Origin of the sequence: Streptomyces sp. NBC_00080 (assembly GCF_045041255.1) — a bacterium.
Taxonomy (GTDB): domain Bacteria; phylum Actinomycetota; class Actinomycetes; order Streptomycetales; family Streptomycetaceae; genus Streptomyces; species Streptomyces coriariae.
In genome coordinates this window covers 8,254,971-8,271,351 of the sequence record NZ_CP108235.1, presented here as the reverse complement: position 1 = coordinate 8,271,351, position 16,381 = coordinate 8,254,971, and the positions used below count along the sequence as shown (strand labels likewise).

The 16,381-nt window shown below is 74.0% G+C and carries 10 protein-coding genes; 6 read left to right on the top strand and 4 right to left on the bottom strand.

The features are described 5' to 3' along the window. Positions 1-4 precede the first annotated feature (4 nt). Complete coding sequence (locus OHU34_RS36930; RefSeq protein ID WP_142269017.1) at positions 5-1,405, bottom strand: cytochrome P450; 1,401 nt, start codon at positions 1,403-1,405, stop codon at positions 5-7. A 378-nt stretch (positions 1,406-1,783) separates the two neighbouring features. Here OHU34_RS36930 and OHU34_RS36925 point away from each other — a divergent pair, with 378 nt between their 5' ends. From OHU34_RS36925 to OHU34_RS36900, 6 genes are all read left to right on the top strand, one after another. After that, entirely contained in the window at positions 1,784-3,373 is a 1,590-nt protein-coding gene (locus OHU34_RS36925) for an acyl-CoA carboxylase subunit beta (RefSeq protein WP_405770444.1), read from the top strand. Between the two features lie 58 nt (positions 3,374-3,431). Then, positions 3,432-5,189 carry a fatty acyl-AMP ligase gene (locus OHU34_RS36920; RefSeq protein ID WP_405770442.1) on the top strand — a complete coding sequence of 586 codons (1,758 nt, stop codon included), beginning with the start codon at positions 3,432-3,434 and terminating at the stop codon, positions 5,187-5,189. Continuing rightward, on the top strand, positions 5,186-9,217 hold the full coding sequence (locus OHU34_RS36915; RefSeq protein ID WP_405770441.1) for an acyltransferase domain-containing protein: 4,032 nt from the start codon (positions 5,186-5,188) through the stop codon (positions 9,215-9,217). The genes OHU34_RS36920 and OHU34_RS36915 overlap by 4 nt, the downstream gene beginning before the upstream one ends. A gap of 9 nt (positions 9,218-9,226) precedes the next feature. After that, a complete protein-coding gene (locus tag OHU34_RS36910; RefSeq protein ID WP_405770439.1) occupies positions 9,227-10,171 on the top strand; it encodes an alpha/beta hydrolase in 945 nt (314 codons plus the stop codon). 122 nt (positions 10,172-10,293) lie between these two features. Further along, positions 10,294-11,502, top strand: coding sequence for a CdaR family transcriptional regulator (locus OHU34_RS36905; protein ID WP_142269021.1), 1,209 nt, complete (start codon positions 10,294-10,296; stop codon positions 11,500-11,502). A gap of 164 nt (positions 11,503-11,666) precedes the next feature. Continuing rightward, complete coding sequence (locus OHU34_RS36900) at positions 11,667-12,308, top strand: cutinase family protein (protein WP_230194038.1); 642 nt, start codon at positions 11,667-11,669, stop codon at positions 12,306-12,308. 75 nt (positions 12,309-12,383) lie between these two features. Here OHU34_RS36900 and OHU34_RS36895 read toward each other — a convergent pair whose 3' ends face one another. The 3 genes from OHU34_RS36895 to OHU34_RS36885 form a co-directional block, all read right to left on the bottom strand. Then, positions 12,384-14,105 (bottom strand): hypothetical protein, encoded by a 1,722-nt coding sequence (locus OHU34_RS36895; RefSeq protein WP_405770435.1) that lies wholly within the window; start codon positions 14,103-14,105, stop codon positions 12,384-12,386. Between the two features lie 118 nt (positions 14,106-14,223). Further along, on the bottom strand, positions 14,224-14,664 hold the full coding sequence (locus tag OHU34_RS36890; protein WP_142269024.1) for an OsmC family protein: 441 nt from the start codon (positions 14,662-14,664) through the stop codon (positions 14,224-14,226). Positions 14,665-14,785: 121 nt separating this feature from the next. After that, positions 14,786-16,201: a DEAD/DEAH box helicase gene (locus OHU34_RS36885; RefSeq protein WP_142269025.1), complete on the bottom strand. Its 1,416-nt coding sequence runs from the start codon at positions 16,199-16,201 to the stop codon at positions 14,786-14,788. Positions 16,202-16,381 lie beyond the last annotated feature (180 nt).

Below are 16,381 nucleotides of genomic sequence, written 5' to 3'. Positions count from 1 at the left end.
GGGGTCAGCGGCCCACGCCGATCAGGCCCGTCAGATAGCGCCACAGCGACGAGCGCTGCCGGACCGCCGGATCGGTCAGTCCGATCCCGGCCGGTTCCTCGGCCGGGGCCCGCGAGGACGACGGCTCCGGCAGCGTGGCCAGTTCGTACCGCACGGGCAGCGAGCGCAGGCCGCGCATGAAGGGCGAGGAACGCCAGGGGAGTTGATCGGCGGGGAGGGCGAGGTCCAGGTGGGTGAACCGCTCGAACAACCGGCCCACACCGACCGCCGCGACCGTCGACGCGAGCTCACGCGCCGGGCACTGACGAGGGCCCGCGCCCCAGGCCAGGTGCGCCCGGGTGCTGACCGTGGTGCCCGACTCCACGTGGTCGGCGAAGAGCGGGTCGGCGTGCGCCGCCGCGGAGGAGACCCACACGGGGTCGCCGGCCCGGATCGTGTAGTTCCCGAGCGGGGTGTCCTCGGCCGCGAACCGCGGCACGAAGTTCACCAGCGGCGGCTTGCGCATGACCACCCGGTTCATGCTCTCCCTGACCATCCCGGCGGACAGACTGGCCCGTACGCCGCCCTCACCCGAGACGACCTCGACCACGGTGTTGGAGATGAGGATCCCGACATGGTCGGAGGTCATGCCCAGCAGCATGAACAACTCGCGGGCGAGCTGGTCGAGCGAGAGGTCGGGATGCGCGGCCAGCAGGTACGAGGGGAAGTCCTCCCCCGGCTTCTCCAGCTTGCCCGCCGCCAGTTCGGCCAGCGCGGCCAGCAGCCGTTCCAGGGCGGGTTCCGCGTCCGGACCCGCGTCCAGTACCCGCCACATGTCCATCAGCGCGTCGTCGCCCTGCGAACCGGGGAAGCCGAGCAGATGGCTGGCCACCATCAGCGGCAGCGGCCGGGAGAACTGCGCGGACAGGTCCGCCCAGCCGGTGCCGCCGGCCTGCCCCACCAGGCTGATCAGTTCGTCGGCGTAGGCGCCGACGGCCGTCTTCAGCCGCTTGGCCTGGGGGTGACGCGGGTCCTGGAACGGCTTGAGGGCCGCGTCCCATGCCGTGCGCAGCGGCCGGTAACCGGGGCCGCCCTGGATCAGCACATGGTTGACCTCGAGGGACGGTCCGAGCGGCCAGTCGGCCGGCACCCTGCCCTCCGAGCGGGCCCGCCACTTCTCCAACCCCTTGGGCCACCCGGCGTCGTCCTGGAGCACCTCGAGCGACTCGCGATAGCCCAGGACCAGCCAGGCGGGCACTCCCAGCAGGTCGACCGGCGCGACCGGACCGTGCTGTTGCCTGAGCCGCTCGTACACCAGCGAGGGGCGCGTCTCGTAGTCCCGGGTCAGCAGCGGCTGCGGACTCATCGTCTCCAGCCGCGCGCCGTCCAGGTCCACGGATCCGCCGTCACCCACCTGCGATTCCATCGCTCTGCCGCCCTCCGACACTCCCCGCACCGGCGCGTCGTCATTCGGTAGCCGGAACCGGTCGGACCCTATCCCAGGACCCGCCCCGGGTGAACGACGGGGGCACTGCGACCCATGCGATGCCGGGAACGCCGTCCCCGAGCGCGGCACCACGTCAACTCCGATGGCTCGCACCATGGTTGACGGCGCCGCTGCCGCGCCGCGCGAGCGTCCGGCGACGGCGGCCTTGTCACGCCAGGACGAACCCGCGTCCCCGAGGACTCACCTCACGCAAACAGAACGGTGATCCCTCCGGTTCGCTCCCCATCGCTGCCATATTCGAGAACCACTTCGGAGGTGGCTGTGACGCGAGAGGCGACAACATCCCTGGCTACGACGATGACGGCTACGGCTACGGCGAAAGACACAGCGACGACTACGGCGACGAGCGCGGCGGACCGGACCACCGACAGGACCGCCGACCGCATCGCCGACCTGGCGCGCCGTCAGGAACAGGCCGTGGCGCCGGGCAGGCCCAGGAGAGCAGGGGCCCTCGGTGCGCGGGAGCGGATCGAACGCCTGCTGGACGAGGGCTCCTTCACGGAGACCGGCGGGTTCGTCCGGGCGCGGTCCACGGGGGACGGTGCCCGCCGGCCCTACGGCGACGGGGTCGTCACCGGGTACGGCACGGTCGACGGACGGCCGGTCTGTGTGTTCGCCCAGGACTCCACGGTCTTCGGCGGCAGCATGGGCGAGGCCTTCGGTGAGAAGACCGTGGCCCTCATGGACCTCGCGCTGAAGACCGGTTGTCCGGTCGTCGGGCTCAACGACTCCGGCGGCGCCCGGATCCAGGAGGGGGTCTCCTCGCTCGCCCTCTACGCCGAGCTGGTGCGCCGCAACGTGCGGGCGTCCGGCGTCATCCCGCAGATCTCGGTCGTCCTGGGGCCCTGCGCGGGCGGCGCCGCGTACTCGCCGGCCATCACGGACTTCACCGTGATGGTGGACGGTGTCTCGCACATGTTCGTCACCGGGCCCGACGTCATCGAGGCCGTCACCGGCGAGCGCACCACCGCCGAGGAACTGGGCGGTGCCCGCGCCAGCAACTCCGTCAACGGCAACGCCCACTTCCTGGCCGCCGACGAGGAGGACGCCCTCGACACCGTGCGCGACCTGCTGTCCTACCTGCCCGCCAACAACCTCGGGCGGCCACCGGAGTACGCACCCGCGCCCGCCGCCGACGGGGTTCGGCTCGACACGCTGGTCCCCGACCGGACCGGCCAGGCCTACGACATGCGCGACCTCCTGCACACGGTCGTGGACGACGGCGAACTGCTCCAGGTGCAGGAGCTGTTCGCGCCGAACATCATCTGCGCCCTGGCCCGGGTCGAGGGCGCCACCGTCGGGCTCGTCGCCAACCAGCCGATGCACGCGGCCGGCGTCCTGGACATCGACGCCTCCGAGAAGGCCGCCCGGTTCGTACGGTTCTGCGACGCGTTCGGCATCCCCCTGCTCACCTTCGCCGACGTCCCCGGCTACCTCTCCGGTGTCAGCCAGGAACAGGCCGGCATCATCCGGCGCGGCGCCAAGCTCCTGTACGCCTACGCCGAGGCGACGGTCCCGAAGATCACGGTGGTGGTGCGCAAGGCGTACGGGGGCGGCTACGCGGTGATGGGATCCAAACACCTGGGCGCCGACCTCAACCTAGCCTGGCCCACCGCCCGTATCGCCGTCATGGGCGCGGAGGGCGCCGTCGGCGTGCTGCACCGGCGTGAACTCGCCGCGGCCGACGACCCCGAGGCGCTGCGCGCCCGTCTCGTCGCCGCGTACGAGGCCACCCACGGGACGCCCTACCCCGCCGCCGAACGCGGGTACGTCGACGCCGTCATCGCCCCGCGCGACACCCGCGCCCACCTGTGCCGTGCCCTGCGCGCGCTGCGCGGAAAGCGCGCCCCGATGCCGGAGCGCCGGCACGGCAACATCCCGCTCTGATCGCCCGATCCGCCAGCCCGACCCCCAGCCGACCCCGCGCCGTGAGGAGCCACGCCCGATGGACAGCCGCCCCCCGCTCGCGCCCGCGTACCGGACTCTGCCCGAGTACCTGCGGCACTGGGCCGAAACCGCCCCCGACCGCCGGGCGTTCACCTTCGTCGACCACCCCGCCCCGCACTCGCGGGGCGTACACCGAACGCTGACCTGGCGAAGTCTGGATCGCCGCGTGCGGGCGCTCGCGGCCCGGCTCGCCGAGCAGGCCGAGCCCGGGGCGCGGGTGGCGCTGCTGTGCCCGCAGGGAACGGAGTACGTCACCGGCTTTCTCGCGGCGCTGGCCGCCGGGCTGGTCGCCGTACCGCTGTATCCGCCCGGCCTGCCCGGGCACGGGGACCGGCTCACCGGGGTGCTGGCCGACGCGCGGCCCGCGGTCGTGGTGACCACGAGCCGGGCCATGGCGGAGGTCGCGGACCTCTGCGCGGGCGCGCGGGTGCCGGCCGTCGCCGTGGACCGGATCCCCGACACCGCCACCGACACCGCCACCGGGGACCGGTTGCCGGCCGCGCCGGACCCCGGGGCGACCGCCTACCTCCAGTACACCTCCGGATCCACCCGGGCTCCGGCGGGCGTGGAGATCACCCATGCCAACGTGGTCGCCAACGCCCGCCAGGCGCTGACCGCCTACGGCGCCGACGCGGCCCCGGTGACCTGCGTGGGCTGGCTGCCGCTCTACCACGACATGGGACTCGTGCTGAGCGTCGCCGCTCCTGTCGTCCAGGGGCGTCCGTCGGTGCTCATGGACCCGACGGCGTTCCTGCACGAGCCGGCCCGCTGGCTGCGGCTCCTCGCCGCACATCCGCGCGCCCTGAGCGCCGCGCCCAACTTCGCCTACGACTACTGCGTCTCCGCCGTCTCCGACGCGCAGAAGGCGGAGCTGCGCCTCGACGGGGTCGCCGCGTTGATCAACGGCAGTGAACCGGTGCGGCCCGGCACCGCCGACCGCTTCCACGCGGCGTTCGCCGCCCAGGGGCTGGCCGCGGACGTCCACTGTCCGTCGTACGGGCTCGCCGAGGCCACCGTCTTCGTGAGCGCCGCCCGGCCCGGTGAGCCGCTGCGCCGGTTCACCCTCGACCGGGACGCCCTCGCCGCCGGCAAGGCCCTGCCCGCACGGCCCGACGACGCCGACGCCGTGCAGCTGGCGGGCTGTGGCACCCCGGCGGGCCAGCAGGTCCGCGTCGTCGATCCCGTCTCCCGCGACTCCCTCTCCGAGGGGGAGGTCGGCGAGATCTGGGTGCGGGGACCCAACGTGGGGCGCGGCTACTGGAACAACGAGGCCCAGAGCCGCCGTGTCTTCGGTGCCCGGCCGGCCGGCGCCCCGGACGGCTGGCTGCGCACCGGCGACCTGGGGACGGTGCTGGACGGACAGCTGGTCGTCACCGGCCGGCTGAAGGACCTCATCGTCGTCGACGGCCGCAACCACTACCCGCAGGACGTGGAGGCCACCGTCCAGGACGCGCATCCGGCGGTGCGGCGCGACCGGCTCGCCGCCTTCGGCGTCCCGGGCGGCGCGGGGGACGCGGGCGAGCGGGTGGTCGTGGTGGCCGAGCACGCGCGGGCCGCCCCGCTCGCCGCGATCGACGTACCGGGCCTGGTCCGGGCCGTGCGCGCCGCCGTGTCCGCCCGGCACGGCCTGCGGCTCGCCGACGTCGTGCTCGTCGCTCCCGGCGCCGTACCCCGGACGTCGAGCGGAAAGGTCGCGCGGTCCCTGGCCCGGGCCCGCTATCTGGAGGGCGCCTTCGGGGCGGGGACCGCGCGATGAGCGCCGTCGACGAGGGCGCGCTGCGCCGCCTGATCGCGGAACGGGTCGCCGCCCGGATCGGCACCGGCGACGACGTACCGATGGACCTGCCGCTGGCCGACCTCGGGATGTCCTCGCGGGACGCCGTGGGCCTGGCCGGGGAACTGTCCCGGCTGACGGGCCGCGAGCTGCCGGCGACGCTGCTCTGGTCGGCGCCCACGCTGGAAGCGCTGGTGGCGCAGCTGCGCGGCCCCACCGAGCGGCAGTCCCCCGCGACGCCCGCGGCCCCTCCCCCGGCCACGCTCGACGAGCCCGTCGCGGTCGTCGGCGTCGGGTGCCGGCTGCCCGGTGGGGTGCGCGGCCCGGCCGACTACTGGCGGCTGCTGGGCGACGAGAGCGACGCGATCGGGCCGGTCCCGGCGGACCGTTGGCGGGACTTCACCGCCTTCCCGCCCGCCGAGGCGCCCACGTGCGGCGGCTACCTCGACGACATCGCCGGGTTCGACGCCGACTTCTTCCGCATCACACCGCGCGAGGCCACGGTGATGGACCCGCAGCAGCGGATGCTCCTGGAGGTCGTCCACGAGACGCTCGACCACGCCGCCGTCCCGGCCGCCGCCCTCGCCGGCACGGCCACCGGCGTCTTCGTCGGCGTCTGCGCCACCGAGTACGGCCAGCTCACCGGCGCCCGCGCGGCCGCCGTCGATCCGTGGGCCCCGGCGGGCGCGGCGCTCGGTGTGACCGCGGGCAGGCTGGCGTACGTCCTGGACACCCGCGGGCCGAGCATGGCCGTCGACACCGCCTGTTCGTCCTCGCTCGTGGCCGTGCACCACGCCTGCGTCAGTCTGCGCACCGGTGAGAGTGATCTGGCGATCGCCGCCGGGGTCAACCTGCTGCTGTCGCCCGTCGTCGGCGTCGCCTTCGCACGGGCGGGCGCCCTCGCGCCGGACGGCCGCTGCAAGCCGTTCTCCACGGCGGCCGACGGGATCGGGCGCGGTGAGGGGTGCGCGGCGGTGCTGCTGAAACGGCTGTCCGACGCCGAGCGCGACGGTGACCGCGTCCTGGCGGTCGTCCGGGCCACCGCCGTGAACTCGGACGGCCGCTCGAACGGTCTCCTCGCCCCCAACCCGGCCGCCCAGCAGGCCCTGTTGAGCACCGCCTACGCGCGGGCCGGGCTGGCCCCCGCGCAGATCGACTACGTCGAGGCGCACGGCACCGGTACCCCGCTCGGCGACCCGATCGAGGCGGGCGCGCTCGGCAGGGTGCTGGGCCCGGGCCGCGACCCCGACCAGCCGCTGCTGCTCGGCTCCGTGAAGGGCAACCTCGGGCACCTGGAGTCCGCGGCGGGCATCGCGGGCCTGGTGAAGACGGTCCTCGCCCTGCATCACGACCGCGTTCCGCCGTCGCTGCACTGCGCGCACGGCAGCGCGCTGGAGGATGTACGCCTGCGGGTGGTGACCGAGCCCGAGCCGTGGCCCCGCTACGGCGGCACGGCCACCGCGGGGGTGTCGGCGTTCGGGTTCGGCGGTACCAACGCCCATGCCGTACTGGAGGAATGGCGGCCCGACACGCTGCCGCCGCCCCCGGCCGAGGAGCCGGCCGCCCGGCTGCACCTGCTGTCCGATACCGACACCGAGCGGGTCCGGGACACCGCGGCCCGGCTCGCCGACTGGCTCCGCACGCCCGGGGGCCGCGCCGCCCGTCCGGCCGACGTCGCCCGTACGCTCGCCGGACGCACCGGGCGCGGGCCGGTACGCGCCGCCGTCGTCGCCCATGACCGGGACGAACTGGCCGACTCCCTGGACGCGTTGGCGGACGGCCGGCCGCACGCGCGGGTGCTGACCGGCGACCGCGACCGGATCGGGCCGGGCCCGGTGTGGGTGTTCTCCGGATACGGCAGCCAGTGGCCCGGCATGGGGCGCCGGCTGCTGGCCGAGGAACCCGCCTTCGCCGCCGCCGTGGAGAAGCTCGACCCGCGGCTCGCCGTCACATGCGGCTTCTCGCTCCACGACACGCTGGCTTCCGGAGCGGCGCTCGACCGCGTGGAGACCGCCCAACCCGTGCTGTTCGGAATCCAGTTGGCACTCGCCGAGTTGTGGCGCTCGTACGGCGCCGAACCGGCGGCCGTCATCGGTCACTCCATGGGCGAGGTGGCTGCCGCCGTCTGCGCGGGCGCGCTGGACCTCTCGGACGCGGCCCGGGTCGTCGCGGTGCGGGCCCGGCTGCTGAGCGGGCTCAACGGCGGCGCGATGGCCGTCGTCGACCTGGAGGACGGCGAACTGGCCGACCTGGAGCGCGACTTCCCGGGTGTCCAGGTCGCCGTCCACTCCTCGCCCCGGCAGAAGGTCGTCACCGGGGACGAGGGCGCGGTCACCCGGCTCGTGCGCCGGCTCGCGGAGCGGGGCCGCGCAGCCCGCGCCATGCGGGTCGTCGGCGCCGGCCACTCGCCCCAGGTGGACCGGCTGCTGCCGGAACTGACCGAAGCCCTCGCCGACGTCCGGGGCAGGCCCGCGCGCGTCCGGGTCTACTCCACCGTCCTCGACGACCCGCGCGGCGACTGCCGGTTCGACGCCGCCCACTGGGCCGCCAATCTGCGCCGTCCCGTGCGCCTGGACCGGGCCCTCGCGGCGGCCGCCGCCGACGGCCACACCGCCTTCGTCGAGATCTCGCCGCATCCGGTCCTGGCCCGGCCGGTGACCGACACGGTGCCCGGCGCCCTCGCGGTGGGCACCCTGCGCCGCGACGCGGACGGCTGCGCCGGGTTCCTCTCGGAGCTGGGCGCCCTGTACGCGGCCGGGCTGCCCCTGCCGCGGCCGCCCGGCCGGGTCGTCGACGTACCCGCACCGCGCTGGCGGCACACGCGGTACTGGTGGACGGACGGGCGGGCCCCCGTCGCGGCTGCGGCGGTGACCGCGGGGCGTTGGGCCGAGCCCGCACCGGGCGCGCAGGCCGACGGTCCGGTCTCGGTCGCCGCCCGCCTCAGCCACCACATCGCCGCCGTCACCGGCCACCCGACGGCCCGCGTCACGCCTGGCACGGCGCTGGCCGAGCTCGGCCTGGACTCGCTGATGGCGGTCCGTGTCCGCAGCGCCCTGGAACGGGAGTTCCGGGTCGACCTGCCGCTGCGCGACCTGCTCGGAGCCGCCACCGTCGACGAGGTGGCCGACCGCGTCCGGCAGGCCCTTCCCGCGCCGGAAGCGGCCGGGGACGAGACGGAGTCACCCGCTCCGCTGCGGCCCCTGCGCACCGCCGGTTCCCGGCCGCCGCTGTTCCTGTTCCATGCGGCAGGCGGCCGCGCCGACGTCTACCGCGCACTCGCCGAACGGCTCGGGGACGACCGTCCGGTGCACGGGCTGGAACGGCTGGAGGACGCCCGTACCGTGCCGGAGAAGGCACGCCGCTACGCCGAGGCGATCACCGCGGCCCATCCCGACGGGCCTCTGCTGCTGGGCGGTTGGTCCTTCGGCGGCTTCCTCGCCCAGGAGGCGGCCCGGCAGCTCACCGCCGCCGGACGGGCCGTGCCGCTGGTCGTCCTCATCGACTCGGTGCGGCCCCTCCTGCGACCGGACCGTACGCAGGCCGACCGGCTCCGCGCGCACTTCACGGGCTTCGCCCGGCACGTCGCCGACACCTACGGCGTGTCGCTGCGGCTGCCGTACGACGAACTCGCGGCGATGGACGACGACCGCGAGCGCATCGACCTCGTGCTGCGGACCCTGCGCGGCGCCGTCGAGGTACCGGCCGCCGCGCTGGAGCACCAACGCGCCTCCTACCTGGACCTGAGGGTCGGCGAGGCCCATCGGCCTGGCCGCCACGACGGCCGCGTGGTCCTGTACCGCGCCACCGAGCCGGCCCCGCACACCGTGCGCGACCCGGCGTACGAACGGGACGACGAGACCCTCGGCTGGGACGAGGTGTGCCCGCGCCTGACGGTCGTACCGGTCCCGGGGCACCACCTCTCGCTGCTCGACCCACCGCACGTCGACGAGATCGCCGCCCACCTGGGGCGGCTGCTCGCCACGCCGAGCGGACCCGCTGAACCGGACTGAGGAGCCGCCATGCCGCAGCACACCGCCCGACCGTCCCGCCGCGCCGTCGCCAGGGCCGCGGCTGCCACCGGCCTGGCCGCCCTGTTCGGCGCGACCGCCGCCGAGGGACGCGCCCGGGCCGCGAGCCCGCTGGGGCCGCGCACCTTCGACGTGTCCGTGTCCTCCCCCGCGCTGGGCCGCAACGCGCCGGTCCGGCTGATCCTGCCGTCGGACTTCGACGCCCGGCCCACCCGGAGCTATCCCGTCCTGTATCTCCTGCACGGCGCCCACGACGACTACACGTCCTGGACCCGGGAGACCGACATCGAGGCCTTCACCGAGGGCCGCGACCTGATCGTGGCCATGCCGGACGCGGGCCCCACGGGCATCCCCACCGCGTGGCGCGGCGGAGCCGACTACGAGACCTTCCAGCTCCAGGAGGTCCCGGCGCTGCTGGCCCGCGACTACCGGGCGTCCGGGGTGCGGGCCGTCGCCGGGGTCTCCACCGGTGGCTACGGAGCGATGGCGCACGCGGCCCGCCACCCGGGCACGTTCACCGCCGCGGCCTCCTACAGCGGCATCCTCGACACCACCGCCCCGGGCGTGCCCACTCTCCTGGACGCCATCGTGGCCCGCGAGAACCTGGCTCCGCACTCACTCTGGGGCAGTCCGCTCCTCAACGCCCTGACCTGGCGCGACTTCAATCCGCGGGCCCGGGCCGCCGGGCTGCGCGGCACTCCCCTGTACGTCTCCAGCGGCAGCGGGGTGGTCGGTGGCATCGGCGACTGGCTGCCCGAGGCGCTGGAGAGCACCCTGTGGCCCTCCGCACACGCCTTCACCGACTTCCTCGGACTCCTCGGCATCGCGGCCACCACCCACTACTACGCGGGAGGAGGACACAGCTGGACGTACTGGAAGCGGGAGTTCACCGCCTCGTGGCCGATGCTCGCCGGTGCGCTGGGGGTGCCGGAGTGATGTCGGTGCAGCCGGGGCACGGAACGGAGCGCAGGGGACGTCCGTCCAACGCAGGACGTCCCTCTCGTCCCACGGGCAACGGTGCGTGGGCGAGCCGCCTCCGGGTGAAAGGAGTGTCCGTCGTGGCTGTCCCCACCCCGCGCGGCGTGCCCACCGACCCCGGGACCGTTTCGGTTCCGCCCGACCTGGCCGAGTTGCTGCGCGCCCGGCTGCAGGACGTCGCCGCCGAGGTGCAGGAGGAGGTCCGCCGGCAGGTCCCCGAGTACGCGCGGCCTGCCGACGGGATCTACGGCCGCAACCTCCGGGCCGGAGTGGTGCAGGCGCTCACGCTGTTCGTCGACCACATCGCCGACCCGCGCGGCCAGGGAGCCGCCATCGCCGCGACGTACTACGAACTCGGGCGCGGCGAGGCCCTCGAGGGCCGCAGTCTGGACGCGTTGCAGTCCGCGTTACGGGTGGGCGGACTGCACGCCTGGCGGTTGCTGGGCCGCACGGCGGAGGAACTCGGGCTGGACTCCACGGTCGTGGCCACACTCGGCGAGCTGGCGTTCCGGACCGTGCACGAGGTCGCGGAGGCGGCCGCCGCGGGCTACGCGGAGGCACGGTCGCACAGCACGGACGAGCTGGAGCGGCGCCGCCGGCGTCTGCTCGACCTGCTGCTGGGCGACGGGCCGGTGTCCCCGGAGGCGGTGCAGGACCTGGCGCACGGCGCACGCTGGCGGGTGCCTTCGCAGGTCGCCGTCGTCACGCTGGCGGCCACCGCGGACCCGCAGGCGGCGGACGGGCCACCGGCGATGCCCGGGGCGCTGACGGACATGGGGTCACGGCCGCCGCGCGTGCTGGTGCCGGACCCGGAGGGCTCCGGGCGGTTCGGCGGCCGGTCGTTCCTGCTGGGTCTCCAGGGCCGTCCGGCGGCGATCGGCCCGACGGTCCCCGTCACCGAGGCCGCGCAGTCGCTGCGCTGGGCCACGCGGGCCCTGGGACTGATGGGCCGCGGGATCCTGCCCCGGCAGGGCGTGGTGCGGTGCGCGGACCACCTGTCGACCCTGCTGCTGCACAGTGACGAGCCGCTGCTGGCCCACCTGCGGACGCGGGCCCTCGCGCCCCTCGACGCCGCTTCCGAGGGCCAGCGGGCCCGGCTGGCCGAGACCCTGCTGGCCTGGCTGCTCAGCGGCAGCAACGTGCCCGATGTCGCCGCCCGGCTCCACATCCATCCGCAGACGGTCCGCTACCGCCTGCGCCAGCTGGAGAAGCTCTTCGGCGACGCCCTGCACGACCCCGGCGCCCGGCTGGATCTGATCCTCGCCCTGCGCTCCGCGCACCAGTCCTGACGGCCACCGGCGCCGCGCCGCATCGGCCCGCCCCGCTCACCGCAGAACAAAAACAAGCGGAATTTCTGAATTCTCGTCCATAACACCCGGCAAGGAAACGCGAATACCTTCGGGACTGTCCTTTTCACCAGGCGCTGCACGCGCCCCACCCGCAAAGGATTCCCATGCGTATCCGCTTGTGCCTCGCCGCGCTCTCACTCGTCGGCGGGGCTGGAATCGCCACTCTCACGGCACCCACCGCATCCGCCGCCACCTGCTCGGACATCGACGTCGTGGCCGCTCGCGGCACCTTCGAGCCGGGCACGCTCGGCCTGATCGTCGGCGATCCGGTGTTCTCCGCACTCCAGAGGAAACTGACGGGCAAAACCCTGTCCAGCTATGCGGTGAACTATCCCGCGGACCTTTCCCTGACATCGGCAGCGCAGGGAAACGCGGATCTGGTGAACCACGTCAAGGCGCAGGCGACGGCCTGCCCGAATCAGCGTTATATTCTCGTCGGATATTCACAGGGCGCGAATGTCGTCGACAACTCCATCGGTATCAGCAGTGCGGGTGCGGTGGTCGGCAGCCCCATCGTCGCGACCCTCCCGGCGGCGGTCGAGCCGAAGGTCGCCGCGGTCCTGCTGTTCGGCAACCCGATCCGGGCCCTCGGCAAGAGCGTCACCGGCACCTACCAGAGCCGCACCATCGACTTCTGCGCCACCGGTGACCCCATCTGCGAGAACGGCGGCGACGACGTGCTGGCGCACCTCGGCTACACCGCCGACGCCACCGCGGCGGCCACGTTCGCCGCCGGCAAGGTCTGACCGTACCGGCACACCGGCGCACGGCACGGCCCGGGAGGAGTTCCTCCCGGGCCCTTCGGACGGGCGACGCGACGGCTAGCGGGGAGTGCGGGCGAACGCCGCGAGAGCGTCGGACACGGGTTCGGGCAGCCCGTTGTTCTGCACCGGCGCAGCGGTCAGCACGTCGAGGTGCTGATAGCCGGGGGCGACGACCGGGTGCAGGTCGGCCGGGACGCGGCCCGCGAGCAGTCCGTCGCCCGCGAGCACCGTGAGCGTCGGACGGGCCGTCAGCCCGGTGGGATGTACGACGAGCTTCTTCACCTGTGGTGACGTGGCCAGCTGGATGTCGGTCACCAGTTTGGTCGGGAAGTACTGCTCGGTGAAGTCGAGCGGCTGCTCCGCCAGGCTGCGGGCCAGCTCCTGGAGGTCGGTGACCTCCTTGCCCGCGTCGGTGAACGGCGTACCGTCGGCCGACCGGTACCCGGGGTCGTCGGCGTCGCCGACCCGGTCGTAGTCGCGCCAGGTGTACAGCGGCCCGTGCGGCTGCGCGGGGATGGCCTTGTACCCGACGCCGAACAGCTGCGTCGGCTGCGTGCCGCCGTTGGCCACGGGGAAGCTCTTGTCCGTGACCGGCCCGCCGTCGAAGAAGCCCACGCTGCTCTGGAGGAACGCCAGCGGTACCGAGTTGTCGTCCATCAGGGCGCCGAGCACCGTGGCGTTGGTGAGCCGGAAGTCCTTCACCCCGGGGGAACCGGTGAGGAAGGCGGCGGCGTCCTTCGAGAACAGGAAGCGGTTGGTGGCCTCGACGTTGATGCCGGACGGCAGGTAGGCCGGCAGGTCCGCCTCACCGTCCGGGTCGCGCATCGCGCCCAGGCCGGCGATGGCGAGCAGGGTCATGGTCTCCGGGTTGAGCAGCACCGGCGCGGACAGCGAGCGCGGCAGCAGCCCGGTGTCGAGTCCCGCCTGCACCGCCGCGTAGCCGAGCCCGACGTCCGGCAGGTCGGTGTCGTCGGGCAGGCTGCCGCTCAGGTCGGCCAGCGAGGTGGAGATCGTCGTGTCGAGCGCGAAGTAGCCGGCGCACTGGTTGTGTCCCGCGTCCGCCAGGGTGGCGGGGTCGCCGTCGAAGTCGGCCGCCGCGAAGTACCCGGTGACGACCCCGCCCAGCGAGTGTCCGCCGCACAGCACCTTGCTCCGGCGCAGGCGCTGGTCGGGCAGTTCGTGGACCAGCAGGTCGTATTCGTCCCGTACGGTCTGTTCGATGCCGAGCTTCGCCATCCACCCGAGCCGGTCGTCGCCGACGAAGCCGCCGAAGACCCGGCCGTCGACCGGCTCGGCCCGGTAGTAGTAGTCGACGGCGGTGTGCTGGTCGCCGGAGGCGATGCCGGTGCGGTCCTCCAGGCAGTTGGAGCGCCGGTCCAGGGCCCAGAACTCGATGTGCCGCCCCTGCGCGGCGGCCTTCGCGACGGTGCCCCGGGCGACGCTGTCGAAGGCTCCGGCACCTTCCAGGATGCCCGGCTGGGCCACCAGGATCCGGTCGGCGTCGGCCGACGCCGCCGGTCCCTCGGCGGAGCGGTAGCGCAGATACGACAACTGGTCGCAGGCCGCCGGCCGGTCCCCGAAGGACCTCGGCAACGGCACCTTCACCCGTACCGACGACTCGGTCACGCCGTCGGCCGGGTGCGTCGACGGCACGGGCGTCTCGGTCCGTGCGCCGTCTCCCCGGGCGTCCGGGGCGGCCGCGGTGAGCGCCCCCGTGGTCAGCAGCACCGCAAGTACCGCGCCGCGCCACGTCCTTCCTCTGCTACGACTCGTCTTCATAGCCGGACGGTAGGGCCGTGGAGCGCGGGTGCCCGGGAAGTGCTCACAACAACGCAGCACGCGACGGCGCGCTTGTCACCGGCCCGCAGAGAACGGGGCGGCGGTGTCGCGCCGCGGGTCAGGCGTCCGTCACGGTCACGGTGACGGGAGTGCCGATCTCGATGGTGCGGCTGACGGTGCACTGCCGGTCGTGGGAGATCGCGACCGCCCGGGGCAGGATCGCGCGGGCCCGGTCGCCGGAGGCGCCCTCGGGGAAGCTGACGGTGAAGGTGACCGCGAGGTCGGTCATCCGGTTGCCGAACTCGTCGCCGACCTTGTCGCCGGTCACGGTGACGGTGAACTCGGTGGGGTCGACGTGCCGACCGGTGGCCGCGTCCACGTCGGCGGCGGTGCAGCCGCCGATGGCCGCGAGCAGGAGTTCGACCGGGGTGAAGTCGGTGCCGCCGTCGGAATCGGAGCGGGTACCGAAGCCGATCGTGCCACCGCGGACGTTCGTCGCGGTGAACCGGCCGGCGCCGGTCCGCTCGATGGTGACGAGGCGCTGGGAGTCTTCGCTCATGCCGACGACACTAGCGCCGCGCCACCGGCACGCCACACGGGCGGAACCCCGTCCCGGCGCCGTCTCGCCCCGCCGGGTGGCAGGGGCCGGGCGGGCCCGGGGCGCGACGGCCCGACGTGGGCTAGGCGCCCCGGCGTACCCGGGCTGCCGCTCGGGCCTCGGCGGCCTTGCGGGCATCGGCGGCCTTGCGGGACTCGCCACCGCGGCCGGGCCGCCCCGGGCGGGTGCCCATACCGCGGAAGGGGGCGCCGCCGCGCGCCGGACGCTCCGTGGCGGCCGGCCCGTTGCCTGCGATGGGGACGCCGGAGGGAGCCTGGGCGCCGGTGATGCGGCTCAGCTCGGCCTCGCCGGAGCGGATCGGTGTGATCTGCGCCCTGATGCCCGCGTCGGACAGCAGTCGGGCCATGTCCCGGCGCTGACTGTGCGTGACCAGCGTGACGACACTGCCGGACTCCCCGGCACGAGCCGTACGGCCGCCGCGGTGCAGGTAGTCCTTGTGGTCGGCGGGCGGGTCGACGTTGACGACCAGGTCGAGGTTGTCGACGTGGATGCCGCGGGCCGCGACGTTGGTCGCCACCAGCACCGTGACACGGCCGTCCTTGAACTGGGCCAGCGTGTGGTTGCGCTGGGGCTGCGACTTGCCGCCGTGCAGTGCGGCGGCCCTGACGCCGCTGCCCAGCAGGTGCCGGGTGAACTGGTCGACGGCGTGCTTGGTGTCCAGGAACATGAGCACGCGCCCTTCGCGGGCGGCGATCTCGGTGGCGGTGGCGTACTTGTCGGCGCCGTGCACCTGGAGGACGTGGTGCTCCATCGTGGTGACCGCGCCCGCCGACGGGTCGACCGAGTGGACCACCGGGTCGTGGAGGTAGCGACGGACCAGGAGGTCGATGTTGCTGTCGAGCGTGGCCGAGAACAGCATGCGCTGACCGTCGGGGCGAACCTGGTCGAGCAGCTCCGTCACCTGTGGCATGAAGCCCATGTCGGCCATCTGGTCGGCCTCGTCGAGGACGGTGATGTCCACCCGGTCCAGGCGGCAGTCCTTGCGCTCGACGAGATCCGTGAGACGGCCGGGCGTCGCGACGACCACCTCGGCCCCGGCCCGCAGCGCGCCGGACTGCCTGCCGATCGACATGCCGCCGACCACGGTGGCCAGCCGCAGCTTCAGCAGCCGGGCGTACGGGGTGAGCGCGTCGCTCACCTGCTGGGCCAGCTCGCGGGTGGGGACGAGGACCAGGGCCAGCGGCTTGCGCGGCTCGGCACGTCGGCCGGCCGTGCGCACCAGGAGCGCCAGGCCGAAGGCGAGGGTCTTGCCCGAGCCGGTGCGGCCGCGGCCCAGGACATCGCGGCCCGCGAGCGAGTTCGGCAGCGTGGCGGCCTGGATCGGGAACGGCTCGGTCAGGCCGTGTCCGGCGAGCAGCTCCAGCAACTCGGCGGGCATGTCCAGTTCACCGAAGGTCGCTGCGGCGGGGAGTGCGGGGGTGACGGTGACCGGGAGCGCGAACTCGGAACGGTCATTCGTGCGAGCTGAACGGTTCAACGGAGAACCTTCCTCGAGGGGCACGCATCGAGGAATTCCCGGCAGGAGTGGCGATGAGCCGGATGAATTGCAAGCACGAGCCGAAAATGAGACTGAAAGAATTCCATGAGAATCTTCGGAATCCCGGAAAAGCAGCAAGCTGGGGCCCGCACCACGTGGTGCGGGCCCCAGCTGCCTCAT

Bases quoted from the DNA above. Each gene is read 5' to 3' on its own strand.
- OHU34_RS36925 (WP_405770444.1), top strand. From the start codon at position 1,784: ATGACGGCTACGGCTACGGCGAAAGACACAGCGACGACTACGGCGACG.
- OHU34_RS36895 (WP_405770435.1), bottom strand. From the start codon at position 14,105: ATGAAGACGAGTCGTAGCAGAGGAAGGACGTGGCGCGGCGCGGTACTT.
- OHU34_RS36910 (WP_405770439.1), top strand. From the start codon at position 9,227: ATGCCGCAGCACACCGCCCGACCGTCCCGCCGCGCCGTCGCCAGGGCC.
- OHU34_RS36915 (WP_405770441.1), top strand. From the start codon at position 5,186: ATGAGCGCCGTCGACGAGGGCGCGCTGCGCCGCCTGATCGCGGAACGG.
- OHU34_RS36920 (WP_405770442.1), top strand. From the start codon at position 3,432: ATGGACAGCCGCCCCCCGCTCGCGCCCGCGTACCGGACTCTGCCCGAG.
- OHU34_RS36900 (WP_230194038.1), top strand. From the start codon at position 11,667: ATGCGTATCCGCTTGTGCCTCGCCGCGCTCTCACTCGTCGGCGGGGCT.
- OHU34_RS36890 (WP_142269024.1), bottom strand. From the start codon at position 14,664: ATGAGCGAAGACTCCCAGCGCCTCGTCACCATCGAGCGGACCGGCGCC.
- OHU34_RS36930 (WP_142269017.1), bottom strand. From the start codon at position 1,405: ATGGAATCGCAGGTGGGTGACGGCGGATCCGTGGACCTGGACGGCGCG.